At 64.2% G+C, this 25,764-nt stretch carries 26 protein-coding genes; 3 read left to right on the top strand and 23 right to left on the bottom strand.

From position 1 onward, the window contains the following. Window positions 1–34: 34 nt before the first annotated feature. From Mspo_RS10475 to Mspo_RS10365, 23 genes are all read right to left on the bottom strand, one after another. On the bottom strand, window positions 35–574 hold the full coding sequence (locus tag Mspo_RS10475; protein ID WP_159729473.1) for a DUF2726 domain-containing protein: 540 nt from the start codon (window positions 572–574) through the stop codon (window positions 35–37). Continuing rightward, window positions 574–2,892, bottom strand: coding sequence for a type IV secretory system conjugative DNA transfer family protein (locus Mspo_RS10470; protein ID WP_159729471.1), 2,319 nt, complete (start codon window positions 2,890–2,892; stop codon window positions 574–576). The genes Mspo_RS10475 and Mspo_RS10470 overlap by 1 nt, the downstream gene beginning before the upstream one ends. Before the next feature lie 28 nt (window positions 2,893–2,920). Continuing rightward, entirely contained in the window at window positions 2,921–3,337 is a 417-nt protein-coding gene (locus Mspo_RS10465) for a hypothetical protein (protein WP_159729469.1), read from the bottom strand. Between the two features lie 65 nt (window positions 3,338–3,402). After that, complete coding sequence (locus Mspo_RS10460) at window positions 3,403–4,536, bottom strand: hypothetical protein (RefSeq protein WP_159729467.1); 1,134 nt, start codon at window positions 4,534–4,536, stop codon at window positions 3,403–3,405. Beyond that, the gene (locus Mspo_RS10455) at window positions 4,536–5,072 is read right to left on the bottom strand and encodes a lytic transglycosylase domain-containing protein (protein ID WP_159729465.1); all 537 of its coding nucleotides are present in this window, start codon (window positions 5,070–5,072) and stop codon (window positions 4,536–4,538) included. Before Mspo_RS10455 ends, Mspo_RS10460 begins: the two co-directional genes overlap by 1 nt. Beyond that, window positions 5,069–5,467 (bottom strand): hypothetical protein, encoded by a 399-nt coding sequence (locus Mspo_RS10450; RefSeq protein WP_159729463.1) that lies wholly within the window; start codon window positions 5,465–5,467, stop codon window positions 5,069–5,071. Before Mspo_RS10450 ends, Mspo_RS10455 begins: the two co-directional genes overlap by 4 nt. After that, entirely contained in the window at window positions 5,464–5,712 is a 249-nt protein-coding gene (gene icmT / locus Mspo_RS10445; RefSeq protein WP_159729461.1) for an IcmT/TraK family protein, read from the bottom strand. The genes Mspo_RS10450 and icmT overlap by 4 nt, the downstream gene beginning before the upstream one ends. Continuing rightward, window positions 5,712–6,773 carry a type IV pilus twitching motility protein PilT gene (locus Mspo_RS10440; protein ID WP_244613317.1) on the bottom strand — a complete coding sequence of 354 codons (1,062 nt, stop codon included), beginning with the start codon at window positions 6,771–6,773 and terminating at the stop codon, window positions 5,712–5,714. Before Mspo_RS10440 ends, icmT begins: the two co-directional genes overlap by 1 nt. 115 nt (window positions 6,774–6,888) lie before the next feature. Further along, window positions 6,889–7,848 carry a type IV secretion system DotC family protein gene (locus Mspo_RS10435; RefSeq protein ID WP_159729457.1) on the bottom strand — a complete coding sequence of 320 codons (960 nt, stop codon included), beginning with the start codon at window positions 7,846–7,848 and terminating at the stop codon, window positions 6,889–6,891. Then, on the bottom strand, window positions 7,841–8,308 hold the full coding sequence (locus Mspo_RS10430) for a DotD/TraH family lipoprotein (RefSeq protein WP_159729455.1): 468 nt from the start codon (window positions 8,306–8,308) through the stop codon (window positions 7,841–7,843). Before Mspo_RS10430 ends, Mspo_RS10435 begins: the two co-directional genes overlap by 8 nt. Window positions 8,309–8,643: 335 nt before the next feature. Next, the gene (locus tag Mspo_RS10425; protein ID WP_159729453.1) at window positions 8,644–11,697 is read right to left on the bottom strand and encodes an ATP-binding protein; all 3,054 of its coding nucleotides are present in this window, start codon (window positions 11,695–11,697) and stop codon (window positions 8,644–8,646) included. A 3-nt stretch (window positions 11,698–11,700) separates the two neighbouring features. Continuing rightward, window positions 11,701–12,222 (bottom strand): hypothetical protein, encoded by a 522-nt coding sequence (locus tag Mspo_RS10420; RefSeq protein WP_159729451.1) that lies wholly within the window; start codon window positions 12,220–12,222, stop codon window positions 11,701–11,703. A 199-nt stretch (window positions 12,223–12,421) separates the two neighbouring features. Next, window positions 12,422–12,832 (bottom strand): hypothetical protein, encoded by a 411-nt coding sequence (locus Mspo_RS10415; protein WP_142864704.1) that lies wholly within the window; start codon window positions 12,830–12,832, stop codon window positions 12,422–12,424. A gap of 241 nt (window positions 12,833–13,073) precedes the next feature. Next, entirely contained in the window at window positions 13,074–13,424 is a 351-nt protein-coding gene (locus tag Mspo_RS10410) for a hypothetical protein (protein ID WP_159729449.1), read from the bottom strand. Between the two features lie 80 nt (window positions 13,425–13,504). Continuing rightward, on the bottom strand, window positions 13,505–14,041 hold the full coding sequence (locus Mspo_RS10405; RefSeq protein ID WP_159729447.1) for a hypothetical protein: 537 nt from the start codon (window positions 14,039–14,041) through the stop codon (window positions 13,505–13,507). A gap of 39 nt (window positions 14,042–14,080) precedes the next feature. Continuing rightward, entirely contained in the window at window positions 14,081–15,541 is a 1,461-nt protein-coding gene (locus Mspo_RS10400; protein WP_159729445.1) for a hypothetical protein, read from the bottom strand. 10 nt (window positions 15,542–15,551) lie between these two features. Beyond that, window positions 15,552–16,877 carry a DotG/IcmE/VirB10 family protein gene (locus Mspo_RS10395; RefSeq protein WP_159729443.1) on the bottom strand — a complete coding sequence of 442 codons (1,326 nt, stop codon included), beginning with the start codon at window positions 16,875–16,877 and terminating at the stop codon, window positions 15,552–15,554. Then, window positions 16,878–17,834 (bottom strand): DotH/IcmK family type IV secretion protein, encoded by a 957-nt coding sequence (locus Mspo_RS10390; protein ID WP_159729441.1) that lies wholly within the window; start codon window positions 17,832–17,834, stop codon window positions 16,878–16,880. Between the two features lie 16 nt (window positions 17,835–17,850). After that, window positions 17,851–18,477 carry a DotI/IcmL/TraM family protein gene (locus Mspo_RS10385; protein WP_159729439.1) on the bottom strand — a complete coding sequence of 209 codons (627 nt, stop codon included), beginning with the start codon at window positions 18,475–18,477 and terminating at the stop codon, window positions 17,851–17,853. A 307-nt stretch (window positions 18,478–18,784) separates the two neighbouring features. After that, window positions 18,785–20,137 (bottom strand): hypothetical protein, encoded by a 1,353-nt coding sequence (locus tag Mspo_RS10380; protein ID WP_159729437.1) that lies wholly within the window; start codon window positions 20,135–20,137, stop codon window positions 18,785–18,787. 90 nt (window positions 20,138–20,227) lie between these two features. Next, on the bottom strand, window positions 20,228–20,668 hold the full coding sequence (locus Mspo_RS10375; protein ID WP_159729435.1) for a helix-turn-helix domain-containing protein: 441 nt from the start codon (window positions 20,666–20,668) through the stop codon (window positions 20,228–20,230). 262 nt (window positions 20,669–20,930) lie between these two features. Next, window positions 20,931–21,122 carry a hypothetical protein gene (locus Mspo_RS10370; RefSeq protein ID WP_159729433.1) on the bottom strand — a complete coding sequence of 64 codons (192 nt, stop codon included), beginning with the start codon at window positions 21,120–21,122 and terminating at the stop codon, window positions 20,931–20,933. A 255-nt stretch (window positions 21,123–21,377) separates the two neighbouring features. Continuing rightward, window positions 21,378–21,827, bottom strand: a complete 450-nt coding sequence (locus tag Mspo_RS10365; protein ID WP_159729431.1) for a hypothetical protein — start codon at window positions 21,825–21,827, stop codon at window positions 21,378–21,380. A gap of 32 nt (window positions 21,828–21,859) precedes the next feature. Here Mspo_RS10365 and Mspo_RS10360 point away from each other — a divergent pair, with 32 nt between their 5' ends. From Mspo_RS10360 to Mspo_RS10350, 3 genes are all read left to right on the top strand, one after another. Continuing rightward, on the top strand, window positions 21,860–22,411 hold the full coding sequence (locus tag Mspo_RS10360) for a hypothetical protein (RefSeq protein WP_159729429.1): 552 nt from the start codon (window positions 21,860–21,862) through the stop codon (window positions 22,409–22,411). 12 nt (window positions 22,412–22,423) lie between these two features. Beyond that, entirely contained in the window at window positions 22,424–23,632 is a 1,209-nt protein-coding gene (locus tag Mspo_RS10355) for a hypothetical protein (RefSeq protein WP_159729427.1), read from the top strand. Between the two features lie 65 nt (window positions 23,633–23,697). Beyond that, window positions 23,698–25,764: a hypothetical protein gene (locus Mspo_RS10350; protein WP_159729425.1), complete on the top strand. Its 2,067-nt coding sequence runs from the start codon at window positions 23,698–23,700 to the stop codon at window positions 25,762–25,764.

Genomic DNA, 25,764 nt, shown 5'->3' with positions numbered 1-25,764 from the left:
TGCTCGAAATAGCCGATGACGCCGAGAACAATTCTCATCTTCGTTCGATCTCTCGACGTTCGGGCCGAGCCGATCTCACGACGCCGGCCTCGCGCAGCAATGTCTGGAGCGCCGCTACGGAATAGGCGCGTCGCGCCCTCGCCCTCAGCAGCGGAATGCCGATCTCGCCGAACACGGCGTCGACGAATATGTCGCGTTCCCGGCGGTGCCGAAGATCATGCGTCCTGTCGTCCAGCTCGATGGCCGCAACGGGCTCCAGGCTGGCGGAATCGCAGATGACGAAATCGATGCTCTTGCCGAACACCTTGTTCATCGCGGCGCGTCGCTTCGCGCTGGTTGCGCTCAGATCGACGTCGACGAGCTCCGCGAGCCGGACCTGTGCGAAAACGCGATAACCTTGCCCGACCGCCTCGTCCAAGACGGCGAGGAAACGCTTCTCATTTGGCGTCAGAAATCGCCCGCGCCGATAGGCGGGCCGACGCGAGCCGATGAGCGCAACAATCCCCAGAAGGATGACGCCGAGCAGCGCCAGAGGCGCGACATGCTCGATGTCGATAAGCCGCATCGGCGACATTATGGGGAAGCCTCCACTCGCCGCCGGGGCGTCGGCTGTTGCGCCGCCTCGGCGTTTGGCGCGATCATCGACGTGATCGCCGCCAAATCGGCGCGCAGCTTCTCCCGATTTTCCCGGCTGGGCAACGTCCCCTCGGTCTCCTTTACCGCCGCCTCGATCTTGCCGAGAAGAATCGACGCCCTCTCTCTGGCCGCCTCTCCATCCTCGCCGATCGCCGCCTCGATCTCGACGATCTTCTCGAAGAGCGCCTTGTCGAAGGGTTCACCCTGCCGAGCGCCGCTAGGGGCCTCGCCGCCCGTTCCGTGCAGCGCCGATTTGAGCATGACCAGGAGGCGAGCCGCCGCGCCCTGCCTCTCCTCGCCCGGCACGAACGGAACTTCGCCCGCGGCGCGGATCGCCGCGTCCACGCAGGCGTCCCGATCGCCTCCCTTCGCCTTGGCGTCGCGAAAGGCTTCGTATATCGCCCTCAGCGTCGGCTCCATGGGCTCGCGGCCGCCGGCGGCGACCATCCCATTCTCGATATTGGCCGCGATCTCGCGAACCTCGTCGAGCTTCGCCTCCAGCTCGGCGCGGGCGGGCGGAGCGAGAGACAGGCGCCTGACGAGCGGCTTCGGCCCGGACTTGTCGACCTTCGCATGAAAGACCTTGGCGTAGATGCGGCGGCCGCCGAACAGCATGATCGCCTCGCCTTCGATGAGGCTCTGCAGGTCGCGCCAGTTCACCCGCGACACCTGGCGCACATCGGCCTGGCGGGTGTCGTGATAAACGCCGATGTCGCCGCCGCGAAAGCTCGTCGCCTGCGCCACATCGGTCTTGCCCGAGGTCTCCTCGATCCACTCACGCGTGCGGTTTGCGTCCTGCTGGCGCATGGCCGCGGTGAGATTGGCGTTGCCGAGCAGCGTGTAGGTCTTCTCGCCGAGCCGCGCGAATATACCGGAAACCTCCTGAAAGCCGAGCCAGAAGGCGATATTCAAGCTGCGGCCCTGCGCCATCATCCGGTCGAGATCGCTGGTCGCATAATAGGCGAGCTCGTCCAGCACGATATGATAGGGAGCCTCCATGCCGAGCATTTCTTTCGGCATGCCGAGCATTTGCGCCATCATGCCGCGCAGCGACGTCACTACGATCTTGCCGAGCCCCGCTAACGTGTCGGAGGAGTTCTCCAGCGCCGGCAGAGACACGACGAGAATGCGGCGGTTCAAGACCACGTCGCGCATGTCGATGTCGCCCTGCTCGACCTTGAATATATGTCCGAGCGACACGCCGAGCTGCGTGAACATCTCGGTGAAGTAGAACCGCGCATAGCCATGCTGCTTGGACGGATCGTCCGACTTCTGCTTGTTGTAGTCGAGGTCCGTGTCATAGCCCGGAAGCTCGCCGAGATAGGCGAGCAGCGGATAGACGACATCCTGCGGCAGATCGAGCGGAATGTCCCTTATCTTCCCGGTCGCAGGATCGCGCAATTCATAGTGGCCTTTGACGGCGAGCTTCCAGATCACACGGAGCTCCAGCGCGTCGCGAATCTTTTCTATGTCGATCGGAATGCCGGCGTGATCTCTGATCCATGTCAGAACCGGGATCACCGCTCCGATCAAGGCGACGGCGCGGCTACGGAACACGCCGTTCGAGTCATTAGCGGCCTGCTCGCCGAGCTGGCTTACCACCATTTCGCGAATGGCGTCGGCGTTGCCCGTCGCGAAGGGATTGAAGCTGTTGCTCTCTTTGCTGCCGCTGGCGACCAGAAGATTGAGATGCAGCACATCGTCCTCGCGGCCGAACCGGCGGGCGAGCGCCATCACCTCGCCGAACAATGTGTGGTCGGCCTTGCCGTCGACGAGAACGAAGCCGCTCGCATGAGTCAGCGCATTGGAGACGAAGCCCAAAATGGCGGTGGTCTTGCCGGCGCCGGTCGTCCCCGGAATGGTCGCATGTTGGCGGCCGTCCTCGGCGGTGATCCATAATTCCCGGCCGGCGACGTCGCGACCGAGATAAATGATTCCGGCCGCCATGCGCGGCGCGCGGTTCTTGGGGTCGGGATAGTTCCAGTCGGCGACGCCGGCGCTCTTGGGAAGCCGCATCGGCAGCTCGACGCGCCGCGTCAGGACGAGGGCCGCATATCCGATCGCCGCGGGGACGATCAGATCGACCCAAGCTGGCTCCAGCAGCATGAGCCCGGCGCCGACGCTGAGCATGGCGCCGGAAAACTCGCTCATCAGCGAGCCCCAGACGCGCGTCGACATCGGCCGCAAATCGCGCAGCGCTTGCGCGCCGGATCGCTCGAAACGCTCCTGCGGCCCGGAAATCTCCCGCGGGATCATGCCGCCCTCCGTGTCGCCAACCTTGGCGTCATTGCTGCAGCCCGAAGGTCGCCGGACCGGATCGGCCCGCGTCCGCCGGCGTCCCTGGAGCGGGCGTGATCTGCGGGGGCCGCTGCAGGTCGCGAGCGAGTGCGTCCGGCAATGGCGCGGCCGACGACCCGGCGTCCGGCGACGCGGCCACTCGGCTCGCGCCGAGCGGCTTTTGCTCGGAGGAGACGCTCCCCGCCCGGAAGCCCAAAAAGGCGACCGCCGACACGCCGAATGCGACGACGAGCGTCGTGAGCAGAGAACGTCTCGTTCCGCCGGTCGGGGCGGCGATCGGCGCTCGCCGGTCCGCGGAAGCCGGGACGCCTACCGGCCCGTCCAGATGCACATGCACGTCGATGTGAATGTGCGGCGTTTCGAAAACGATCCTTTTCTTGTCAGTGGAAATCGCCTCGTCCATCATGATCTCCTCGGTTCTTCCTAAAAACGCATGGTCGAGGCGCTTTGCGCGAATGAGAAGGTGGGTCAGAGCTTCTGGATGGCCGCGAGCGCATTATCGATCGAGGCGACGCGCAATGGCGCGCCAGCGATCCGTTCCGCGGCCCAATGGTCGCGCGCGCCGATCGCTTCGACGAGCGGCGTCGGGTGAAGGAGCGGGTCGAACATATCGGCCGGAAAGCCCAGGGAGTGCAGCGCGTACCAGAGCCGCCGATCGACGAGCTTCAAGAATCCGAAGTCCGCAGGCGGGAGAACGCCGCCTTCCCTGCGCGCGGCGAGGAGGGCGCTCATCGTCGCCGTGGTGGTGAAGCCATGCGCCGATATCGTTTCCGCCAAAGGAAAGCGTAAATCTCGGTCGTCCAGCCAATGATCGGCTCGCTCCACCAGGGCGACGGGGAATGCGAGGGCGCGATCGGGGCCGGTCCGGCCTTCCTTGCCCGTCACCCCCAGCGCAAAGGAGAGATCGCCCAGAAAGCGCCGCCCTTCATCGTGGCGCCGCGCCCGGTGCAGGGCGAAGGCCGCCCATAGGCAGCGAATATGCGGCGGCGCCTCTGCCGAGTCGCGCATGGCCGAGCCGAGTTGGCGGGTCAGCTCCGCCCGCGCCCCTGCCTCATTGAAAGCGCCCTTGTCGTCCGTCGCCCAGCGCTCGATCCATTCGGCGCGGGTCAAAGCGCGATCTGCGGGACGCGGCTTTCCCGGGTCGATGTCGACGAGCCCCAAATGTCTGCGCACGAAGGCGGCGGGCGTCCGAAAGGATCGAAGCTGCTCGCGCATCAAAGCTTCGAGATCGAGCGGCCGAGAGAAGCGCTTCGCCCCTGCGCGGCTCGCGCACACCGCGGCGAGCGCCAGAACGAGGCCCATCGAGGGGAGGAGAAAGAAGCGCCCGATCTCGCGGGCGAGCCGAAGCAGCTGCGGAAACTTCACCGTCGCGGGATTGGTCGCGAGAAGCTGGGCGTCGGCGACGTCGTAGCGATCCGTGAAAAGATGGATGACTCTCATCTGGCCGTGCAGGCCTTGCATGACGATCGCGCTGATCGCGGCGTGCTGCTCCTCCCAGAGATACCAGCCGCCGAAGCCCACCCCGACGACGAAAACGGCGACGCTCATCAAGAACGCGGCGCCGTCGCTCACATTGCCCTGTGACGCGTGCGACACGGACATCACCTCGCTCCTCGGGTGACGGCCGCGCCTCTCTCTGTCGAGCCCGTCTCTGCGACGGCCTCGCGTTGCAGACGCCGGCCTTGCGCCAGGACCAGGCGGCGGTAGGTGGCCTTGTGCCTTTCATTGTGTGAATGATAGAGCCCGATCCCCTCCCAGAGATCGCCATCCGCCTCGTCGAGCGCCCGTCGCAGAATCCAGGCGCCGCCTTCGACGTTGGCGCAGAATTCGTCGCGGAGAGCGCGATAGGTCGCCTCTCGCGACGCACGCCAATGTTCGGCGAGCTTGGGCACCCAGATCTGGTTCACCTGCATCGGCCCGATGTCGACGGTGTCGTTCGTGTTCTGACTGACGGCTCCGAGCCGCCCGTTCTCGACGTTGAGAAGGATCAGCAGAACCTCGGGAGGGATCGAATGGGCGTGCGCGGCCGCGTCGATGCACGCCTTGACGTAATTCCCTTTCGCCAGATCGTCGGCCGCCCGCGCGGGCGCCGCGGCGGCGGCGAGCGAGAAGGCGAGAGTCATGAAAATCCGTCTCATTGGCGCTGTTCCTTCCCTCGCTGGTCGGCCTCGACGCGTTCGTTCGACGCCGACCAGACATCGCCGAGCTTCTCCACCACGATCCCGTTCGGCCCACAGGCCTGCGAGATCGCCTCCATCGTCGCCAGCATCGCCATTGTGAATGAGCCGGCGTCGATCATGGCGAGGCGATAGCCGAGGAGAGCGCCTTCGTCGGGCTGCGTCGTCAGTCCGAAACCCTCGCCCTTGACCTCCCGCCACAAGGCTTCCCCCGTCAGCAGGAACAGGGGCAGCAATCCATCCGCCGCGGCGGCGACGTCGAAAGGTATGGTCACGCCCTCGAACAGCACCGGCCGTGCGCCTTTCCGCAGAAGATTCTCGAGCACAGCCTCGACATCCGCTATATCCAGGATCATGCCGCCCTCCTGCGCTTCCAGGTCGGAACAGCGGTTCGCACCGGCCCGATCAGCATGCGCCGCAGGAGCCGCAAGACCGAGGACACGGTGAGGCCCGCCCAGCTGACGACGATGAAAAAGGTCATGCCGCCGATCGCAATGTAGAAAGTGAGCCAGCTCCAATAGACGACGAAGACCAGCAGGGGCAGGCAGGCGCGCCCATCCAGAAACAAGATCCGCGTCGGCAGAGCGGTGTTGCGCCACATCAGCCTTCCTCCCTCAATTCGTGCGCCGCCGTCTCCTGGCTGATGCGGCCATCCCGCAAGGCCTTGTCGATCGCCTGCGCGAAAGACTGTCCCTGCTCCTCGATGGCGCGGCGCGTCAGGCCCGGCCATTGCGTCGGGTCCGTCTCCAAAAAGCGGTTGCGCAGCTTTCGATCGAAGGCCAGGAACTCGCGCAGCGCCGTGCGTTTGCCGTCCAGGGACGGCGTCAGCCTCTGATTGACGACGAGCCGCAGCGACTGCGCGACGGCGCTGATCAAATTCTCGCGCTCGGCCAAGGGGCAGAGGCTCGCGATGCGCTGCATCGTCAGCGCGACGTCATTGGCGTGGATCGTCGTCGTCAGCGTGTGCCCGGAGATCGCCGCCTGAATGGCGGCGCTCATCGTCGCGGTCTCGCGACACTCGCCGACGATGATGTCGGTCGGCTCGCGCCGCATGCAGCCCCGAATGAACTCTTCGAAATTCGGCAGGTCGCGCGGGATCTCGCTCTGATTGATCGTCGAGCTGGGGCTCTTGACGCGATCGAGCAGAAACTCGACCGGAGCGGCGCCTTCCACGATGTCGTAGTGGCCATTCGGGTCGAGGAGCTTCGCGATGGTCATGCCGGCGATCAACGTAGATTTTCCCGAGCCCGTGCCGCCCGACACGATGACCATGCCGTTTCGGGGCCGGAACGCCTCCATGATGCCCGGCTCGACCAGCTGCTCTTCCAAGGACGGCGGCAATCCGGGGATCGGACGCAGCACGATATTGACGCCGAGCCGGCGGCTGCTGCGCGTCGATGTGACATTGAGACGGTAACGAAGCCGCTCGGTGCGGCTCACGGCGATCTCATAGGTCGTGTCGAGCGCGCCGCCGCCCTGCAGCCGCGCCATGCCGTCCGCGCCATAGAGATGATTGACGATGTGCGCGATCTCCGCCTCGTCGAGCGTCGTGTCGCCTACCCTGCGATTGCGGCCGTAGATCCTCAGCCAAGGACAATGCCCCGTCTGAAACGAAATGCGCGAGGCTCCCGAGCGATAGGCCCAGGTGAGCAGAGAATCCAAGACCGGCGCGCTCTTTCGCGGGTCCGCCACCCAGGAAAGACCAGCGCTATCCCAAGCTTCGTCGACCACAACGTCCTCCTGCGTCCTTCGAATGCTCACGGAAATCAATCCGACGTCATTTCGGGCAGGGTCCGTGGCGCTTGGGCGCCCAGCGGCGCGCGTCGGCCTGCAGGCCGGGCTGATCGGTGATGCGGACGATCCGATCGCCGGCGCGCAGCTCGTCGCGGCCGCCATTCACGATGCTGTTCTGGAAGGCGACCTTCGGGTGCTCGACCAATCCGGCGCGCAGCAGCACGCGAAACCGCGCCATGCCGACGATGTCGCGCTGCAGGCGACCGAGGTCGGAGAGAAAAATCTCCACCGCCTGCTTCTCGCCCTGCGCCCATCCTTCGGCCACCCATTTGTTCCAATAGGCGGCTTCCTGCTCGGTGCGCGGAAGCACGGCGTCATGCGGCCGCGTCGGGGCTTTCCAATTGCGCACGAGATAGGCGCGCCAATTCGGCGGGGCGGAGGCGAGCTGCGCTTCGCGCGTGATCTGATAGACGCAGTCCGTCTCCCGAGCGACCTGCGCATTGTCGCCGAGCGCGAAGGCGAGCTGTCCCTGGGTCACGACCGGCGGGCGCAACAGGGTCCGGCCGCCGCCGAGCGGCAGCACCACCGAGCTGAAATCATAGCTTTTGTCGAGCGTCGCCTCATAGCGACGCAACATGTCGTTGATCGCGAAAGATCGCGCCGCCAGGCCGCCTTGCGCCCCGAAGCTCAGAGCCGCCTGATACAGCGTGTCCTCTCGTCCCGGCTCCAGCCCGAGCCCTGGATCGCCCCGCCCGGCGCGCACCGCCTGCAGCGCCTCGAGCGACGGTGGACGTTCGCCCCCGACGACCGCAGGCTCCTGCGCCGCTCCGGTGATCGGCTTGTTCAACGGATTGCCGAGAACATGCGCCGCCGCGTCGATCTCCGCGGGCGAAGGGGCCGGAGGGACGGGATAGACCTTGATCCCTTCGGCGAAAGCCGAGGACGCGAGAAGGGTCGAGGCCAGGAATGTCGAGACGAACTTATGGAGCGCGGGCTTAGACATGATAAATCACCTGTATGCGATGATGTTGCGCGTCGACCTGCACGGTCGCGCGGTCGCCGGCGGCGCGGCCGATGGCCTGGAAAATCTCGTAGATGCGGCGCGGTCCGGATTTGACGCCGATCGACACTGCTTGAACGTTGAAGGCGGAATCGACGACGACCTCGTATCCGACCTCGCCAGCGAGCTTTTCGACCGCTCCCTCGATCGGTCCTTCCCATTCGAAGGCGACGATCTTCTGGAGTTCTGCGGGCACGACGGCCGGCCCCTGACGCGGAGCCGGGCGCATTCGACCGAGTTCGCCCATCTCGCTATCGACGTGGTCGACGCTTCGCCGGAGGGCGATCTCCGCATTCGGCATGCCTGCGGTGTCGACCGTCGTCGCAACATCATGCGCGCAGCCGCCCAGAATGCTCGACGCCAGTAGTAGGACGAGAACGCGACATGGATGGTTGGCGCTCATATGATCTGCTCCGTGTTTTTGCGCGATCACGCTATTCAGCGTCGGCGCGAATGACGATGAGGTCTCGGCCTCTTGAACCGGCTTTTGATGAGACGCCGTAGCTCGGCCTCTTCGGCGTGCGCGACCCTTTCGGCGTTATCGTGATCGAGAGCGCCGCGATGCTCCATTCGAGCGACGTCGCGCGTCCCTGAGCCGAACATGACGACGCCATTGGGACGAAGCTGGATGCGAAGGCTGGGCATGGCGACGCTCCTCGATCACGAAATCAGGCCGAAACGATTCCCCTGCTCTGCGCGAGTTTCAAATCTTTCCGCGCATGAAAAAATCGCGCGACGCTATCGAGCCGCCGCTGCGGAGAACTCCGAGCCGCTGTCGCCATATCGAAGCTTGGCGCCGATCCCGCGCGCGTCGGCCAGCTCATTCGCCAATTCGTCGACGACGCCGGTCTCTGCGCGCGCGTCGAGCTCGCCCCGTCGCATGCGCTTGGCCTTGCGCTCCTCGATCTCTTTTTCCGCCGACCCGCCCGGGAATATTCTCGCGAGACGCCGCAGCGCCTCGCGAAACCCGATGCGGTCATAGAGACGATTGCGCAGCGCCCTGTCGCCGGGCGTCGTCGAAAGCGCCCACAGCTCGATCGGACCGAGCGTGTTGACGAGCATCTGCTCATATTTGGCGTTGTCCGCATGCAGCACCACCAAGAACGGCGCGCCGGCGGGACCGGGTCCATGAAGGCGGTGGCGGACGATGTCGGCGCTCGCTTCGGAGAGATTGAAGCGCTGCACGATCTCTTCGGCTTCCGCGTCGTCGCCGGCCCGCAGCACGAAGCGGCCCGTCGACTGGCTGACGATCGCGTCACCCATGTCGCTCAAGCGCTGGCTGGCGAAGCCGAGCTGAACATTGTGCTTGGGTCCTTCGCGCACATCGAGCTCGGCCTGGGCGCGCACTTGCGGACTGCCTTGCGTGCGGTGCCATTCGTCATAGTCGAGCCGCTTCACCGACTCGTAGATTTCCTGGAAGCGCGGCTGGTGGAAGCCGCGCGCCTCTTCCGGCACGAATGGCAGATAGTCGGGCTTGAGGAAGAAGTTGCGCGCGATGATGTGGCGGGCGAGCATATACATCATCTCGGTCTGCCGATTGGCCGCCGCGGAGCCGGTCGGCGCGACTTCGGCGAGATCCATGACGATGATGCGCGCCGCCCCGAAATCAAGCCGCGTCGGACTGTTCAACGTCGGAAACTTGCGGATGACGTCGTAGATATAGCGCTCGAAGAGGTCCGAGGCCTGCTCCGCCGTCATGGCGATGGTGAGCTTGCCGAACATGTCCTTGACCTGATCGGTGCGCGCGGCTCCGACCAGATCTTGCAACAGCGGAACCGCATGCCGTTGCGCCACTTCCGCGAGACGATAATCTCCCACGGCGCACAAGCCCTTCACCACGTCTCGCCAATGCGGCTCGTCGTGGTGGAGATCGACGCCGTGCCGTTTGATCGCAATGTCGATGAGAGGCTCGACGCCACGCCGATAGCGCTTGGGGGACGCGCCTGGAACATCGGTGCAGAGCCGATAGGCTTCGTCGATGACGATGCCGATCATCTGATTCATGCCCTCGAAGGGCGTGCTCTGATCCGGGGGCAGCGTGATCAGCGCCAGAAAATTCTGCAAGAATGCCTTTTCGAGCGGCAGCGGATATTCGCAGCCGACCTGCAGATCGAAGACGTTGAACTCGAAGCCCGGCGCGAATTGCATGCGCGTGTAGATCGCCTCGTGCCGGCGCTGCGGTCCGAGCGCTTCTTGAATGAGCAGCACGAAGCCTTCCGCCGAATCGCCGATATCGACCTTGCCGATCAGCGGCAGCTTCGCGCCGACCGCCCCCAGCGCCACGGAGCTGAGACAGAGGCCGAGGTTGATCGTATTGGCGAGCACGGATTTGCCCGAACGGGGCGGCGCGACGAATGTGTCGAGCACCTGCGGACGCTTCGAGCCGCCGGAGGGGTCGTAGGGCCACATGGCGCCGTTCGGCTGGCGGAACAGGACGCTGCCCCGGTCCCAGGGGGAGGCCGTGCGTCCCCAGGGCAGCATCGTCAGCACGTCCCCGATCAGCGCGACCGACGGAGGCGCCGTGGACGCCAGCGCCAGCCCCGGCACGCTGCTCATGACGCCATCGAGCGGATCGCCGATGACGGTCGTGCCCCGGCAATTGCCCCAGGCCTCGAGGCGCTGCTTCAATGTCGAGAGCCGCAACCGAAGCTTGCCGACTTCGCCGAACGGCGCCCAGGTGGCGAAGGACGCTCGTAGGCGCACGGCGATATGGTTGTTGTTTTCGCGCTCGCGCTTCAAAAGCTCGAAGGCGCGGGTGATGTCCCGGTTGCCGGGAAACATCCACAAGAACTGCGCGCCGGCGCTCTTCAGGAGCATGTCCGAATTGCCGCCGCCCTCGATCACGAAGGAGACGCGCCAAGGGACGCGATCCTGCCCGAGCCGCGACGACAGCTCGACGAACGGCCGCGGATCCTCCGGCCCCATCGTCATATCGACGCAGCCGTAATCATAGAGGCCGATCTCCACCCTTTGCCCGTCATGGACGACGGCGTCGGAGTCGAAGAAGAGATCGCGGATCGCCGGCCACATCAGCGTTTCCAGGATCGGACGCTCATCCTTCTCATCCGGCCAGCGCGGGCGAAAAGCGTCTCCGACCAGGGTCGGACGCCAGGCGGAACCGACCGTCTCGCGATACATGGCCTCCCGCGCGACCACCAGAGCATCATGCGCCGAGATTTCTGTCGCGGCGACGTCGAGCCCTTTCAGGGACGACACGACGCGCGAGACGAAGCCGGTGTGCCGCGCCGCCATGACGTCGCTGCGCAAATAGAATTTCTGGGCGTCGCCGATGTTCGGGGATTTCTTGGCGAGCGCCGCCTGCTCCTCCTTCATCTGCTTGCGCTCTTCCTTGGTGAGCGTTGTCGCCCGCGTCCACAAGATGAAATACGCGGCCTCCCAGCGCATCATGCCGGTCCAGAGCTTTTTGCGTTCCTCGAAAATATCGCCCAGCTCCAGCCCGATTTCCTTGGCGATCTCCCGGCAGGCGGACATGTTGACGCGCTCGATCTCGACCGCCGCGAGATCGGGATCGGAGGCGTACCATCCGACGATCGCATGTCCCCTGTTCTCCAGCGTCCCGGAGATGTCGATGCGCATGGCGTTGGCCAAGCGATCGATATCGGCCCGCGTCGACATGCGGCGCATGCCGCCGAGACGGAGGAAGCTCACATAATCGCCGTGCTTGGTGACGAGCGCATCGCCATGCGAGGCTTCGATTTCGCAAAAGCTCGCGAGGGGCTGCTTGGCCATCAACGACACTGCGGCGAGCCCGCGGGAAATCCAATGGAGCATTTTCTAACTCCTCAAAATCGATGCGAGCCGCTCCTTGACGAGCAAGCGCGGATAAATGTCGCGGCCGTCGACAAAAAAGCGTCCGAGCGATAGCAAGCGCGCGCCGCCGAGCAGCTCGTGGCGACGGGCGTAGGAGCTCGGCAAAATGAACGACAGAGCTTCGGCGAGATCGCGCGGCGACGACGTGCCGAGGCGCTGCTTCGCGATCACACTGCGCTCGACGAGGGCGGCATAGGCCGAACTCGCGGCGAGCAGATCCTCGGGACTGTTCGCGGGAAGGGGATCGAGAGGCCACGACACGGCTTTCCCGTGTCTCGCGAAAGAGGAATGCACGCGACGCACGAGCGCATTGACGGCGCCTTGCGTGAACTCCGGCAACCAGATCAGCACCGCCTCGCGATCGATCTCGGGTCGATCGAGGTTTTGCGAGAGGCCGCACAGCGCGCAGCACGCGCCGCACGTCTCCGAAAAGTCTTCGGTCCAGCTCGCGATTCTGCTTCCACAATGCGGGCAAATGTCGCGCATGACGACACGGCCCGCTTTCGAGGACGCGGAGCGATGTTCCATAGGCGATCGTGAAAGAGTGAGCATCGCGGCGCGCCGATTTTCGAGATCGAAGCGTCCTCGCCGGCCTTCGGTTCTACGACCGAACGACCGGCGAGGACCTTTTTCTCCCCTGCCCCTCGCCGCGTTACGCCGGCGCGGGACAGGAGAGCATTGAGCGTCACTGGAAGGTGATGACGCCGGCCTGGTCGGTCACTTTCGCGCCCGCGCCAGTGGTCGTGTAGGAGGCCTTCTGAATCCACGAGCCGCCGGCGACGAACAGGCCGGTCAGCACGAGACCCGTGAGACCGGCGGCGACTTTCCCGCTCTCGCGGTTCTCCGGCTGACGCGACTGCCAAAGAAACCAAACGCCGGCCACGAACGTCACCAGAGCGGCGACATACATAGCGGTCGAGCCCGCGAAGCCGCCGGCGGTCGAGAACTCCTTCGAAATGCTCTGCACCTGCGAGCCGAGCGTCTGGCCAGCCGCCTGAGCAAAGGCGCTCGTCGCTCCGAGAGAAACGGAGAGCGCCGCGCCAGCGAGCAGGGACGACACGCGGGATTTGATATTGGCGATGGTGTGCAAGTTCATCTCCTTCGATTGAGAGAGCGCCTCACGCCCTCGAAAAAAAAATTCGGACGAAGCTGTGCGAATATCGAGCGACGCGTTCGCGCGCCGAAAATATTTTTTTTTGCCTATCGCTGCCGAGCGCAGAGAAGGGCGATCACGAACAGCCACACGCCGGGGTTCATCGCGATCCCCCAAAACAAACCCTTCGCGACTTTCTCGCACATGGTTGTTCCTGGCGCCGCGAGGCGATGGAGGAAGCGCCTCATTGCGGACCTCCGAGGAGAAGCGCGCTCATTCCGGCGAGGCCGACGCCGACAGCCGGAACCATTGCGATGTCGGCGAGCCGGTATTTACGCGCATGGGAGAGAAAGTGCCGCGCCCAACGTGCGAACATTAACAGATAGACAGCGCAGCTCACGAGAGTCGCCAGCACGAGATAGAAGCTCATCGTCATGGCGAAGCGCTCCGCCAGCGCTTGCCGCTCAGCGAGTTCGAAGGCGGTCGTGACCGACAATCCGAGACCCGCCATCGAAAACAACCACGAATAGAACAACGCCCAACCGACCAAGGTGATCACGATTGGAAGCTGTTTCAGCTTCTCGAAAATCTGCATGATGTTTTCTCCGCGCTGTTGCGGTTTCGGATCAAAGGCGTCTGCGTCGCGAATTCAAATCGACGGACGCACTCGACGGTTCACGTTCGAAAGACGGAAACCAGCCATGTCGCGACGGTCACGACATTGATGAGCATGATCCCGAATACGAACTGCACGCCGCAGCCGCCGGGACTGCGATTGCTGCGGCCTGCGATCACCGCATTCCAAGTCAGCATCGCGAAGAAGCAGGACATTGCGCCGACCGCCTGAAAGAACCCCTGAAACAGCGTCACGACATTGACGACCGCGTCGCCAGGCGTCTGTCCCAGGAGATTTCCGTTGACGGTCGGCGCCGTGTAGCTCGTCAGAGCCCCGATCGATACTTGCAGATTGGTTCCGGCCGTATTGTTCGCCATCGTCAGGATCGATGGAAACGAGGCGAAGGCGCCCGACAGGACGAGCGCCACGAACGGAACCCAGGGACGGCCTCGATAGGGATTGTGGCTCTGCGCCTGCGTCCAAAATCCCCATCCAGCCGACATGAACAGCGCGAGCGCCGTCAGATAGCAAAAGGTCGGCAACAGCGTCGCAATCGCATTGCCGATCTCTCCCGCGAAATTGACCAATCCTTGCACGTTCAGCCCCCTCTACCGAATGCCTCGAAGCCGGCCCGCTCAGCGGATCGGCCCCTTCTCCGTCTGCACGACCCATTCGGTTCCGCGCTGGCTGATCTTGGTGACGCGCCCATAGCCCGGCACATGCGCTCCGATCCCGATTTGCAACGGGGCGATCTCGTCGCCACTGCGATCGAGCTCGGCCAACATGGCGAGGCCAGGCGAGGCCGCCTGCACGCGATATCGGGCGGGCGGTGTGGGAGTGTCGGGCTCGTTCTTCGTCGACAGCGACGCCGGGACGACGCCTTTCATCCCCGTCGCCGGCCGCGCGGCGGGCGCCGCGGGCGGCGGGCTCGCCGGTTCCGGCGGAGACGTCGGCGTGGCCTTCGCCGCGTCGAGCGAGCGTTGCGCCTCGCCGAGGTTCAGCCGGCGCTCGAAATCGTTCAGCTTCGCCTCGATCGCGCGCGCCATTCTCTTGTCGCTGTCCTGCAGAGTGGCGATCTCCTCCCTGGTGCGGCGCACCAGTGTCGAGAGCTCGGTAATCATGCCGAACAGTCTCGTTTCCATCTCCAGCTGCTTCTCTTCCGCCTTGACGGGCGCGTCCGGCGCCAATGATGCGAAGCGCTTGATCCCCTCCTCCCTCGCCTTCGCGGGAGCTTCGCTCGCCGTGGCGGGCGCCGCGGTAGCGACAGGGGCGGCGACCGGGGCGGCGACCGAAACGGGCAGCGCCGGCGGCGGCGCAGCGGTCGCCTTTGCGGCGACGACGGCGGCGACAACAGGCGCGGCTTTCGGGCCTTCGGGAGTCGCAGTCGGCGGCGGCCTTACGCCGATTTCCGAGACGACGGACGGCGACGCGGCGGCGGGCGCGGGCGCCGTGAGCGGTCCCGTAGACGCCTTGCGAACTTCCTCGGCGGTCCAGAACGCCCTGACCTCCTCTTTGATCCTCTGAGGAGGGGACTCCGCGGGAATTTCCAAGATTGGCTCGCCGCGCTCATTCGGCGGGACGGAAGCGAGCTTCGACGCCGGCGCCATGAGCCCGGCCTCGGCGCCCTTCTCGGTGGCTCCGCTCTCGACGCCCCCGCCATTGGGCCAAAGAGCCACCGCCGCGATCGTGGCGACGGCGAGAGCCGCGAGGGACGCCGACGTCACGAGCTTGTAGCGGTCGAACGGATCGAAGAGATTCGTCCGCGACTTCTTTTCTGCGGCGCGCAGAGCCGGATCAGCCTCGGCGACGCGCGGGGCGTTCGGATCGGCGTCCGTGTCCGCGTGCGTTCCCGAGAAAGGCGGCTCCTCCTTCGCCGCCGCGTTGGTAGGCTTTCCTCGGGAGCCGAGGAATTCCGTGCGGATGCGCGCAAAGCTGGTCGCGATCGAGGCGCCCAGCGTTTTCTTGTCAGAGCCCTTGTCCTCCTCGGACGCGGGCTTGCTAGGCGCCGTCTCGGCGTCCGGTTCCGGCAGGCCCAGCGCGAGCCCTTGGGCTTCGTCGCTGTCGACGAAATTCAAATGCGTGGCGACATCGCTCATCGGTGTTCTCCTACTTCGTGTTGAGACTCGCGGGATCGACGCTCGCCGTCTCCGGCGCCGCGACGACGTTGGACAAGAAGATGACGCCGACGCCCGCATTAGCGGCGAGGAAGACAGTCGCGCCCTTCGGCGTTTGCTGTTGCAGCGTCTGTCCGATCTGCGCCGCCGCCGCGCCGCCGGCGATGCCGGCCTGCTCTCGGAAATTGAGCTTGCCGTAGCTCTGGATCATGCCTCCGAACGGCGTGTAGCCGATCGTCGAGTTCGACAGCGCGATGGCCTGCCCGAGACCGGCGACGAAGGCCGCCGCCGTCGGCAGAGCGAAGCGCTCGATGTAATGCTGATCGACGCTGGTCGCGACGGCGGTCTCCATGCTGTCCGGCGCGATCACCAGGCCTTGCACGTTTATCGTTTGCCCGTGGTGCTCGACCGAATTGATCCGGACAATGAGCCGCTCGGTGTCGCCGAACAGCGCGCCGACGGCCTGGTTCTTGGAGAAGGTCCCGATCATTCGGTCGCCCGCCAGCGGTCCCGTGTCCGCCTGCAGGACGATCGGTCCTCCCGTGTCGGAATTGACCGAGAGCACCGTATGGGCGTAAACGCCGCGTCCCGCCGGGACCAAGACGTTTTCCGCCGCGCGTTGCTGTTGTTGCGCCGGCGGCGCCGAGCGCGCGCTCGTGGCGCGCGGCTCGACGCGAGCGCCCTGCCCCGGCGCGAGATCGTCTCGAACATCCGTCGCCGGCGCCAAGACCAGATCCGTGCGCGGTGGTCGTCCTTCCCACTGCTTGAACAGATCGCTCACAGCCTGCTTGAATTGCTCGTCGTTCGCTCCAGTGCTCGCGTTGGTGTTCGCGGGCTCGCTGGCGGCGATCTGCTCCACACGCGGCGCCTCTTCCTGTGGACGCTCGGGAGGGACGTAGATCGGCGCTGGTTCAGGAATCGGGACCACCGCCGGCTCGGGCGGGGGCTCCGACGCGGCGATCTCCTCGGGCTGACGCCGATCGACGAGCCGCAGCGGCGCGGCCGCGGGCAAAGGCGGCGTATAGGACGCCCCCGACGCCAGCGCTTTGTCCGCTTGGCTCTGCGCATGTCGCTTCAGCAGCGCGTCCTGCGCTGGATTGCTGTGCATGCCGCCCGGAAGTGGATCGACCTCCGGCATTTTGGCGACCGACGACTCGGGGAGAGCCGGATGTGAGATCGAAGAGACGCCGACGAGCAGCGCGGTCATCGACACGCCGACCACGGCGATCGTGACGATCCGAGCTGGACCGCCGCGCCCGCCTCGATTGAACTCACGTAGCTGCGACAGCAGCGGGATCTTGGAAAACAGGTCGGACATTCAATCCTCCGTCAAAGAGGCCGAAACGGTGCGGCCCTGATGGGAGAGCAGCACGACCGGCGTCGCGGGAAGCTGGTAGACGGTGAGGCCCCCTTCGGCGGCCTCGGACGCCGTCCACTCCGGGGAGATCAAGGTGAGACGCGTGCGCAGATAGACGCGATCGCCGAGGCGCCAAGCGCGCAGCTCGTCGGGAGAGACGCCTCGAACCGACATTGGCGTCGCCTCGGCCGGCGGAACGCCGTCGAGCATGGCGGTGAGGAACGGCGCCGCCGTATCCGGCGCGCTCGCGCGCACGGTCCCCGCCTTCGCGTTCGGCCCGCGCTCCGCCACCTGGATCGAAATATCGGCGTCGTAGCGACCGCCGCCGCCGATCAACAGAAAGCTGATCGGCTTCGGAGCGCCCTGCAGCGTCACCACGAGACCGCCGCGCGGCTGTAGCGACATGGGCGTGATCTCCAGGACGTTCGATCCTTTGGCCGGCGTGCAGACATAAAAGCCCGTAGCGGCGACCGCGGGACCGCTGGCGTTCTGCCCCGTGTTGCAATTTCCGCCGTCGGTTACGGCCGCGGGATTGCTGTTCGTGTCCCATTGGATCGGCCATGGCTCGCCAGTGCGGTCGAAGAAGGAGATCGCCGTCGGGTAGCCCTTGACCGTCTGGATGATATTGACCGCCTGCCCCGGCGCGAAAGACACATTGACGCGCCGGCTCGCCGGCGCCGCGAACTCCGTCGTCGCCTGCTCCTGCGCGCGCTTGTTGTCGCCGAAGCGCTTGCCCAGATCCCGGATCATTCCGGGCGTCAGGGGAATGATGTTCGCGGCTCGATCGGCCGATCCCGTCGCCTGCACACCTCCGCCATCGGCAGTTCCAGGAAGGCTCCCCGATTGTTGCGCCAGGCATGGCGAAGCGCTCGCCAATAGGACGAGCGCCACACCAAATGATATTCGCTTGTGCTGCATCTTTTTGCCCTCGTTGCTATTGGCGAACCGCCACGAGCTCGTCGATCTCCAAGCCGTCCGGCCGATCCTCTTCGTTCGTTCTCGTGACGAGCGCTTTGATCACGAGATTTTGCGTGATGTTCTGCTGGCTGTTCTGGCAGGTTTGAACGATCGGAACCTGGATGCGGTAGGCGAGCGCGCCCGCGATCGTGGCGACTTCGCTGATGACGGCGGCGCGCTGCGCCTGCGCATAGCAGAGCAGCATCGACCGCTTCATCGTGTCGAAATTCTTGGTGTCCATCACGCTGGTGGCGAAACTGTTCCAGCCGCGCTTGGAGAATTTTCGACTCGCAGCGGAAAGCTGCTGCGGATAATCATTGTAATTGATGTTGTAGGGCGCGAGCGCGGCGCGCGTCGACCAGTCGAGCAGCTGCGCGTCATCGACGATCGGCGTGTCGAGCGCCGTCACCTCTCGGGTCTTCCGTCCATCGATTACGAAATATTTCGGGGTCGGCGGATGCGTCCACAAATACACGTCATGCGCGATAAAGGCCGTTGTCAGCAGCGACAGTCCGAGCGCGAGTCCGATAGACCTCGATAGAAGAGACGCCTGAAAATCCGGATCGGACAATCGGCGGTTGATCGCGGCGTGTTCGTTTTGCATGAAACCATCCCTCTCGAAAGGATTCGACGTGGTCGATCATCGAGAGGATGTGCGCGAATGAGAATCGACAAATTGTGTGACCACAAATTTTCGACGAGCGACGTAGACGTCTCTCGCGAAGCGCGCGCTACGACGATGCGCCACGAAATGCTGCGTCGCAATCGTCGCGATCGAGCGACACGTTCGCCCGGCGAATCGCGGGACGCGCGCCCCCGCGCGCAACGGCTCACGCGCAGCGCTTGCCGTTCGCACAGGAGAGTGCGTGTAAGTAAAGTCAGCTCTATCGAGAGGCTGTCGCAGACGAAGTCTATATCGTGAACTCGAACGGTTTCGACAGGCTGGGAACGGCGGACAAGCGCACGCCGTTGCGAATCTCGATCCCGGTCCACCACGGCTCGTGTTTCAGCTTTTCTTCGACGAATTCGTCGGCGTGCTTCGCGATCTTTCCTATCGTTCCTATCGTTCCTATCGCTGCTTTTCGTCTTCTTTCGTTGCTCTCGTCCACGACGTTGGGGCGATGGTCTCCGGGCGAACGGAATATCAAGCAACGCGACACGCCGCCCGCTTTCGGGGTCAGCACCTTCAAGGCGTCCTCGTATCGCTGCCGATCGAAGGTGGAGCTGGTCGCGCCCTTCGAGCTGAGATGCATCCGAGACACGTGGCTGCCTATGCATGGAAGGGTCAGTCCCGTCGTAGCTTTGATCGCGGCCTTGCTCATTCCGCCCAGTATCCCGACAGCCGTGCGAATTTTCTTTTCGATGGCGGGACGGCCAATGATCGCCACATCATGCGGAAGCCAGTTAGCCTTGAAGTCCTCGGTCGCGGCATGCCACTCGGGATGTGTCTCGGCGAATGATTTCAACGGCTTCGCTTGTCGCGAAGTGCGCTGGTTTTTCTCTTTGGCGCCGGCGAGCGGCCCTTCGATTTGGGGCTCGGAAGGGCGATCGGAATGAGACGTGGCGTGTGACGAGTCCCCCGGTTTCACTTGCGGCGCCGGTATTTCCTCAGTCGTCGGAGCCGTTTCGGCCATGAGGCGAGCGGGAGAAACTATAGTCGTCAATGAGACGTCCGGCGCCGTCTGCAGTGTTTCCGACGTCGCATCCAGCGTCCGTAGTGCGACTGCTTCGGGGGACGGCTGACGACGTGTTCGCTTCCGTTTTGTCGTCGCAGGTAAGGACGCGGCATCGGGCGTCGTCGCCGATGCGGCGCTGGATTTCTTTGGCTGCTTGGGCTTCCTGCGGCCCTCCGCCGTCGCCACACGACGTGTCGGCAAGCCGATGCGACGGCGCTTTCCATAGAGCGAACCCGCGGAACGCCCGAGTAATTCGGCCAAAGCCGGGATTTGCACGCCGCAGGTCCATCCGACGATGAACAGCGTGTGATCCATCAGCGGCCAGGCGTTCTTGCGCGGCCGGAATGGCTTGTCGAGCTGAGCCAGGCCGATGGGAATCCCACGGTCTGAGATTTCGTCGAGGATGGTTGTTCGCGCACAGCCCAAATAGGCTGCGATGGCGTCGACGCCGAGACCGACGCGCAACATTCCGTCGATGAGACCTTCGCCGCTGGCCAATTCGCGGCCCAATAGCGCCAAAAGCAATCCCGCCTCATGGGGCGTGGCTTTGAAAATGGATGTTTCGAATGAACGGTCGCAATCGAGCATGACGTCTGCTCCGGCTCTCACCGAAGCAGACCGATAACACCGTTTAACAAGAGCGTCAACGCACCATATATTAGACGCTGTTGTCAGATGCTATTTCGGGGCCTCCAGGTCCTTCATCAGCTCGAGGTAGACGAGAACCTTTTTTTCGATCTCCTCGAACGAAGCGTCCACGGACTTGCGGCGAGAGCGAAGCGTTTCCAGCAGCTCTTCCGATCTGTTCGTCAAATTTTCCGACAGTCGAAACGACATTTCGACTCCCCTCTCAGCCTCCGGCAGCACCGTTGCCACCGTCACTCCCAACGCCGAAGTCACCTTTTTCAGCGTCGTGAGAGAGCTGTTCTGCGTTCCTTTTTCGATCAGGTAGATAGCGGTCGCAGCCATGCCGCATCGATCGCCGAGCGTGCGTTGCGTCCACCCGTGCGACGTTCTCAAAGCCCGGATTCGCTCTCCGATCGCCACCAGGAACTCGTCTCTATTCTCCTCCTGCTCTTTGTCATCTGGTTGTTGCTCTTCCTTTTTTTTCTTGACCATCGCCCAGCGCCTCGTCTCTCCCCGGTGACTTTTTCGATGTGCTTCATATCTGGCAACTAGTACACGCAGCCGACAATTCCGCGTCCCAAATGATCTGGATTCCAGAATCGATCTCCCGATAGCGGCAGACCCGCGTCGAGATCGTCGATTCACCGTGGTCATTCGCGCAGACCGCTCGCACGCTCCCCGGATCAACGGAGACGTTCCCCATGCGAGCCTCAACGATCCTGCGCATCTCCCCGACCCTGGTTTTAATATGTCTTCATGACCCTGCGAAAGCCGATTTCTCCTTGCTTCCAACCGAACAAGGGCCGGTTTCCTCGGCGACGACGCCCACCGAAGCCCCGCAGCGCCCACCGACGTCCACACGCCCGGCGACTTCGCCGTCGAAGAAAACCAAAATAGACCATTCCACGCCAAAGCGTCCGCTGGCGCGAGGTTTCGGGACGGCCATACCTCTCTCCTTCGCGGTGCGACAAATTGTCCCCGCGCCGATCAAAGTCAGCTTCACCCACGAGGCCGATCGAAACGCCATCGTCGATTGGCGCGGCGGACGAGCATGGCCGAGCGTGCTCCGCGACGCGATCCGTCCGCTCGGTCTTCGCGCAATCGTCCGCGAGCGCGTCGTTTCCATCACCCATCGATAAATCCGTTCGTCATTCGCGCACAACGCTTCGATCCTGCCTCGAGCGGAAAAGGAGGCCGAATGTCAGATCTCGTCACGACCCAAACTGGTAGCTGGCTCGATCCGAACCAGATCGATCGACTGAGCGAGCTGCCCGAGGCGGCTCGTCGCGCCGAGCTGGATCCGAGCGTCGAGTGCGCGGTCGTCGCTCTCGGCGTCGCCCTGGACGACGCCGCGGCGTTCGACCCGCCAGGTTTCGCGCGATGCATTCGAACCGATCCGGCTCGAACCTTGTTCCAGTCCGTGCTCGCGCAGCTCGGGAGCGAGCGTCTCCTCCGCCTGCTCGATTGGTTGACGGAGCCCGACAAGCCGAACCGCAAGGTGATACTCGCCGCTCTCTTCGCGCCCGAGGCGGGAGACGCCTCTGACGCGATCCGTAGAGCGACGCGCTTCGCGAGCAAAAACGCGCTGCTTCGTCGCATCACCGCCGAACTTCGCATTCGCTCTCTCGCCCTCTGCACGATGGAGCGCCATCGAGACAAATCCAATCAAAGGGAATCCTATCGATGAAACGGACGATCATCTCGGCGACTATTTCGATCGCCCTCTCCACCGCCACCCTCGCGCAAACCGCGCCGCCGTCCGGTTCCGCCGGCGCCTGCGGCACGCTCTACCAACAGGCCGCCAGCGCCGCGTCGGCGCGCATCGCGGCGGACGACAAGGACATTGCACCGCCCCAAACCGTCAAGTCGCTCACCTGTCTCGACAACATTCTGAAGGGCGTCGGCCTCAATGTCGTGGTCAATCTCCTCGACCCGACGAATCTTTTCAACGCCATCGAAGGCCAGCTCTGCAACGCCGTCACCAACGCCTGGAAGAAGGCGCTCGGAAGCGCGCAATGCGGCATCACGCTGAGCGGCTTCAATCTCGGCGCGTTCAACTTCGGCGGCAATCTCGGCGGTGGTCTTTCCTGCCCGAAGCTGAGCTTCGGCGGCGGAGGGCCGCCCATGGGCTACATCGGAATCGGCGGCGCCGGCGGCAGCGGCAGTCTCTACGTCAATGGCTCCGCCCGCGCTCCGACCGGATACTCGCTACCCAACGCCATCGGCCTCTGGTGAGGAGCAAATCCAATGAACAAGACCTCTCATCTTCTTTCGGCGACGACGGGCGTCGTCATCGGAGCCATCGTCTTCGGCGCGGCTCCCGCAAATGCGCAATTGGCCGTCATCGACGCGACGTCGATCGCAGTCCAACAGGCGCTGCAAAAGCTTCAGGACCAAGCCAACAATTTCCTGAACACGATCACGAGCCAGCTCAGTCTGAATGGTCCGCTCGCGAGCCTGCTCGGCTCCAACAACTATGGAGACGTGACCACCCTTCTCCGCCAGGGATTCACGCAAAACGCCAATTACTCGAAGGCGCAAGTCTCCGCCCAGCGACAGATCGCCGACGCCTCGAACGCGGCCATGGCGAGATTCGAACGCGACAAGCGCAACGCCGTGATCCGCGACGAACATGTCGTCAGCCCATTGCATTGCGCTCATCTCGACAATGGCCAGACGATCACGGTCGGCGCGGGGCAGTCGTGGAAAGTCGCCACTGCGATCCAGACGGTCGCGGATCAACGCGGCGAAGCGGCGAAGGGAACGCCATCCTACTATGGAGCCGCCCAGGCTGTCGAAGCGATCAATATGCTGCACTATTCGCGCTACTGTTCCGCGGACGAAGCGGCCGCGGGCCTCTGCAGCGCGTCGCAACGGGAAAATGCCGATCAACGCGCCTCGTCGCTGTTCGGAACCGGGACCTATGACGGCCAGGACGGCGTCAATTCCGCCAATGATTTCGTCACCAATCTGATCCAGCCGATCGTGCCGACGGCGCAGCGGGGCGCGCAAATGACGTCGCTCACCGCCAAGGAAGCGTCGGTTCGGCGACGCCAATACGAGTCGCGCGTCTCGCTGGCGCGCAGCGTGCTCAACGAGGTCCTCGCCGCTCAATCGCCTTCGATTCCGCTCAACGCCGCACAGAAGCAGCAGATGCAGAACGAAGGCCTTACGGTCGTCGACACCGGTTCCTGGGTGCAAGCCCTGCAGCTCGACGTGCATCGCCGATACAGCGACGTCAATTGGGCTGCGCAGCTGCAGAGCATGACGCCTGCCGCGGTCGAACGCGAGATCGCCAATGAGCTCGCGGTCACCAATTACCTGCTTTTAGAGAACTACCGGATGGCGATGAAGAACGCGAGCGTCAACGCCACGACGCTGGCCGCGGTTGCCGAGCGCGACCTCCAGACCCTCAAGCCTGCCGTCGAGCTGCCGACCCCGAACCTCTCCAACTGATCGACCCATGCTTTCCATCACACGAATTCCTTCTCCATTTCTCTGTTCCACGAGGCTAAAATCCCATGCCGACCGAACCCGAGAATTCTCCCCGCAAGCCCGATCCGACCTCTGCTTCTGATGAGCGGCGCGTCGACGCGCCCAATGCGCAACATGTCGAGGAGCTGCGCGCCGAGTTGAACGGCGCTATGAACCCGCGCGAGCGCAAGACGATCGGCGAAGAGCTGGCGCGCGCTCGCGACCATTTAGCTACAGCCGGCCTGCTAGCCCAGCTCGAGGAACGCCGGCCGCAGATCGAAGCACGCGATCCTCAGCTCGTCGCGCGGATTGATCGCGTTGCCGATACGTTTCTGGACAATCCGAACGAGCGGCTCCGCGATCCGAATTTCAAGACCGATCTCGCCTATGCGGCGCAGGACGCAGAGAAAATTGTCGGGCCGCTCCGGGTCGACAAGGATCTTCGCGACCAACTCACTCAACTGGCTGCGTCGAGCCCTGGGCTCAAAAACGAGCAGATGCGCAGTCTACTTGAAAAGACCCAAACGCTCGACGATCCCGATCTCGTCGCGCGGCTTCGTGAGAAGGCGGCGGAAATCGCCGCCAAATCGAACCAGATGACGAAGGCAGTCCAAGGCGAAATATTCGCCCTGTCCTTCGAGGTGCTGAACGCGCCACGCCGAGAGGCGGGCGCGCAGCCGATCGCCAGCCCGTCGGTCGAGCCCGAACGTCCGATCGCGGTGTCTCCCGCCCCTTCTGTCGCGTTGGTCGGCGCGCCGCCGACCGCTCCCGAAGCGGCCGCGGAAACGCGGGGCATTCCCGCGAGACAGGCGGAGATCGACGCCTTCGATGATCCGAGGGCTCGCTCCCCGTCCGCGAGTTCCGATCACGCTGCGGTCGAGGCCGCACGGCCATCGGAGCCCGAGGGTTTTGGGACGGCTCCCGCGGTCGCCGATGAATCGCCTCGCAATATGCCGGCTTCCGCTACGCCGGCGGAGCCGAGCGGAACATCACGCAACAAGCCGGCAGACGAAACGGCGAACACCCCATCCGCACTCGCGGATAGAAGCAAAATCGAGATCGCGGCTTTCGACGCTGCGGCTCCATCGACGGCGCGCGCATCGACGACTTCAGAGACTGCTCACGAGCCGAACGCACAGGCGAAGTCTCCCGTAGCTCCTTCGTCCGAAGGTCCGGCGCCCGCTTCGCGCGGCGCTCCGGCCCCCTCGACGCCCGCCAATGACGACCGCAATCTTGCCGCTTCGGCCGCTCGGCCCGCCTCACCGGCCACGCCTCCCAACGCTCCGAAAGCCCCGGCATCGTCGGAAGCGCCGGACACTGACGAGACTGATCCGATCACGAAACACGAAGTGCAATTCGTGCAGGAAAAGATCGTGGTGGGCGGCGTGTTCGGAAAGGCCCTCGGGGTGGTCGGGCGCTCCGCCAGCGCGATCGGCCGAATTCTGGAGGCCGCGACGCCATCGTCACAAGCGGCAATGCAGCCAGGCGCGCAACAGCCGCGCGAGCCATCGGCGCGTGAGAAGCAGGCGAACACCGAAGACGTCCAACGCCGCCTGCAGAAGTTCGAGAACACGCGCATGCAATCGAAACGCGACGACTCGCTGCTGCACGCCGCCGATACGTCTGGCAGAGCGGCCCTCGACGCAATGAGCGCGCTTCGAGACGCGCCGGGCGCCTCGATCCTCAATCGCATCCAGGACGCAGCCGCCAATAATAGGGGCGGCATGAGCGCTGTAATCGAGGGCATGAAGGCTGGAGGCCGGTTCGAAGGACTGCGAGAGGAGCTCAAGGCAGCAATTTCCGAGAACAATACGTTCGGCGCTGCTTACGATCGAGCCGCCGATGCTCTTAGGCAATACGGCAAGGACCGAGGAGCAGTCGTTTCAGCTCTAGGCTCCCATCCAAACGCCTCGAACTGGACCGATCATTTCAAGAAGCTCGACGCCGCCGTCGGCGAGGCCGCTTCCTCCATTCCCAGGCATGAGGGCGACGGCAGCATGCTGGAGCATCTCGGCGAAAAGGCCCGCGAGATCGTCGAAAAAGTCCTCGAAAAAATCAAAGCCGTGTTTCACCGCGATCCCGAAGCGCGGCCCTCCCCGAGCCCGGGACCGTGA

Origin of the sequence: Methylosinus sp. Ce-a6, from assembly GCF_009811655.1 — a bacterium.
GTDB lineage: Bacteria > Pseudomonadota > Alphaproteobacteria > Rhizobiales > Beijerinckiaceae > Methylosinus.
The sequence above is the reverse complement of the archived record's forward strand: the minus strand, read 5'-3'. Positions and strand labels throughout refer to the sequence as shown.

What these genes read in the sequence shown, in the direction of transcription:
- Mspo_RS10475 (WP_159729473.1), bottom strand. Translation starts at nt 574, where the DNA reads ATGTCGCCGATGCGGCTTATCGACATCGAGCATGTCGCGCCTCTGGCG.
- Mspo_RS10470 (WP_159729471.1), bottom strand. Translation starts at nt 2,892, where the DNA reads ATGATCCCGCGGGAGATTTCCGGGCCGCAGGAGCGTTTCGAGCGATCC.
- Mspo_RS10465 (WP_159729469.1), bottom strand. Translation starts at nt 3,337, where the DNA reads ATGGACGAGGCGATTTCCACTGACAAGAAAAGGATCGTTTTCGAAACG.
- Mspo_RS10460 (WP_159729467.1), bottom strand. Translation starts at nt 4,536, where the DNA reads ATGTCCGTGTCGCACGCGTCACAGGGCAATGTGAGCGACGGCGCCGCG.
- Mspo_RS10455 (WP_159729465.1), bottom strand. Translation starts at nt 5,072, where the DNA reads ATGAGACGGATTTTCATGACTCTCGCCTTCTCGCTCGCCGCCGCCGCG.
- Mspo_RS10450 (WP_159729463.1), bottom strand. Translation starts at nt 5,467, where the DNA reads ATGATCCTGGATATAGCGGATGTCGAGGCTGTGCTCGAGAATCTTCTG.
- icmT (WP_159729461.1), bottom strand. Translation starts at nt 5,712, where the DNA reads ATGTGGCGCAACACCGCTCTGCCGACGCGGATCTTGTTTCTGGATGGG.
- Mspo_RS10435 (WP_159729457.1), bottom strand. Translation starts at nt 7,848, where the DNA reads ATGTCTAAGCCCGCGCTCCATAAGTTCGTCTCGACATTCCTGGCCTCG.
- Mspo_RS10430 (WP_159729455.1), bottom strand. Translation starts at nt 8,308, where the DNA reads ATGAGCGCCAACCATCCATGTCGCGTTCTCGTCCTACTACTGGCGTCG.
- Mspo_RS10425 (WP_159729453.1), bottom strand. Translation starts at nt 11,697, where the DNA reads ATGCTCCATTGGATTTCCCGCGGGCTCGCCGCAGTGTCGTTGATGGCC.
- Mspo_RS10420 (WP_159729451.1), bottom strand. Translation starts at nt 12,222, where the DNA reads ATGCGCGACATTTGCCCGCATTGTGGAAGCAGAATCGCGAGCTGGACC.
- Mspo_RS10415 (WP_142864704.1), bottom strand. Translation starts at nt 12,832, where the DNA reads ATGAACTTGCACACCATCGCCAATATCAAATCCCGCGTGTCGTCCCTG.
- Mspo_RS10410 (WP_159729449.1), bottom strand. Translation starts at nt 13,424, where the DNA reads ATGCAGATTTTCGAGAAGCTGAAACAGCTTCCAATCGTGATCACCTTG.
- Mspo_RS10400 (WP_159729445.1), bottom strand. Translation starts at nt 15,541, where the DNA reads ATGAGCGATGTCGCCACGCATTTGAATTTCGTCGACAGCGACGAAGCC.
- Mspo_RS10395 (WP_159729443.1), bottom strand. Translation starts at nt 16,877, where the DNA reads ATGTCCGACCTGTTTTCCAAGATCCCGCTGCTGTCGCAGCTACGTGAG.
- Mspo_RS10390 (WP_159729441.1), bottom strand. Translation starts at nt 17,834, where the DNA reads ATGCAGCACAAGCGAATATCATTTGGTGTGGCGCTCGTCCTATTGGCG.
- Mspo_RS10385 (WP_159729439.1), bottom strand. Translation starts at nt 18,477, where the DNA reads ATGCAAAACGAACACGCCGCGATCAACCGCCGATTGTCCGATCCGGAT.
- Mspo_RS10380 (WP_159729437.1), bottom strand. Translation starts at nt 20,137, where the DNA reads ATGCTCGATTGCGACCGTTCATTCGAAACATCCATTTTCAAAGCCACG.
- Mspo_RS10375 (WP_159729435.1), bottom strand. Translation starts at nt 20,668, where the DNA reads ATGGTCAAGAAAAAAAAGGAAGAGCAACAACCAGATGACAAAGAGCAG.
- Mspo_RS10370 (WP_159729433.1), bottom strand. Translation starts at nt 21,122, where the DNA reads ATGGCCGTCCCGAAACCTCGCGCCAGCGGACGCTTTGGCGTGGAATGG.
- Mspo_RS10365 (WP_159729431.1), bottom strand. Translation starts at nt 21,827, where the DNA reads ATGGCGCTCCATCGTGCAGAGGGCGAGAGAGCGAATGCGAAGTTCGGC.
- Mspo_RS10360 (WP_159729429.1), top strand. Translation starts at nt 21,860, where the DNA reads ATGAAACGGACGATCATCTCGGCGACTATTTCGATCGCCCTCTCCACC.
- Mspo_RS10355 (WP_159729427.1), top strand. Translation starts at nt 22,424, where the DNA reads ATGAACAAGACCTCTCATCTTCTTTCGGCGACGACGGGCGTCGTCATC.
- Mspo_RS10350 (WP_159729425.1), top strand. Translation starts at nt 23,698, where the DNA reads ATGCCGACCGAACCCGAGAATTCTCCCCGCAAGCCCGATCCGACCTCT.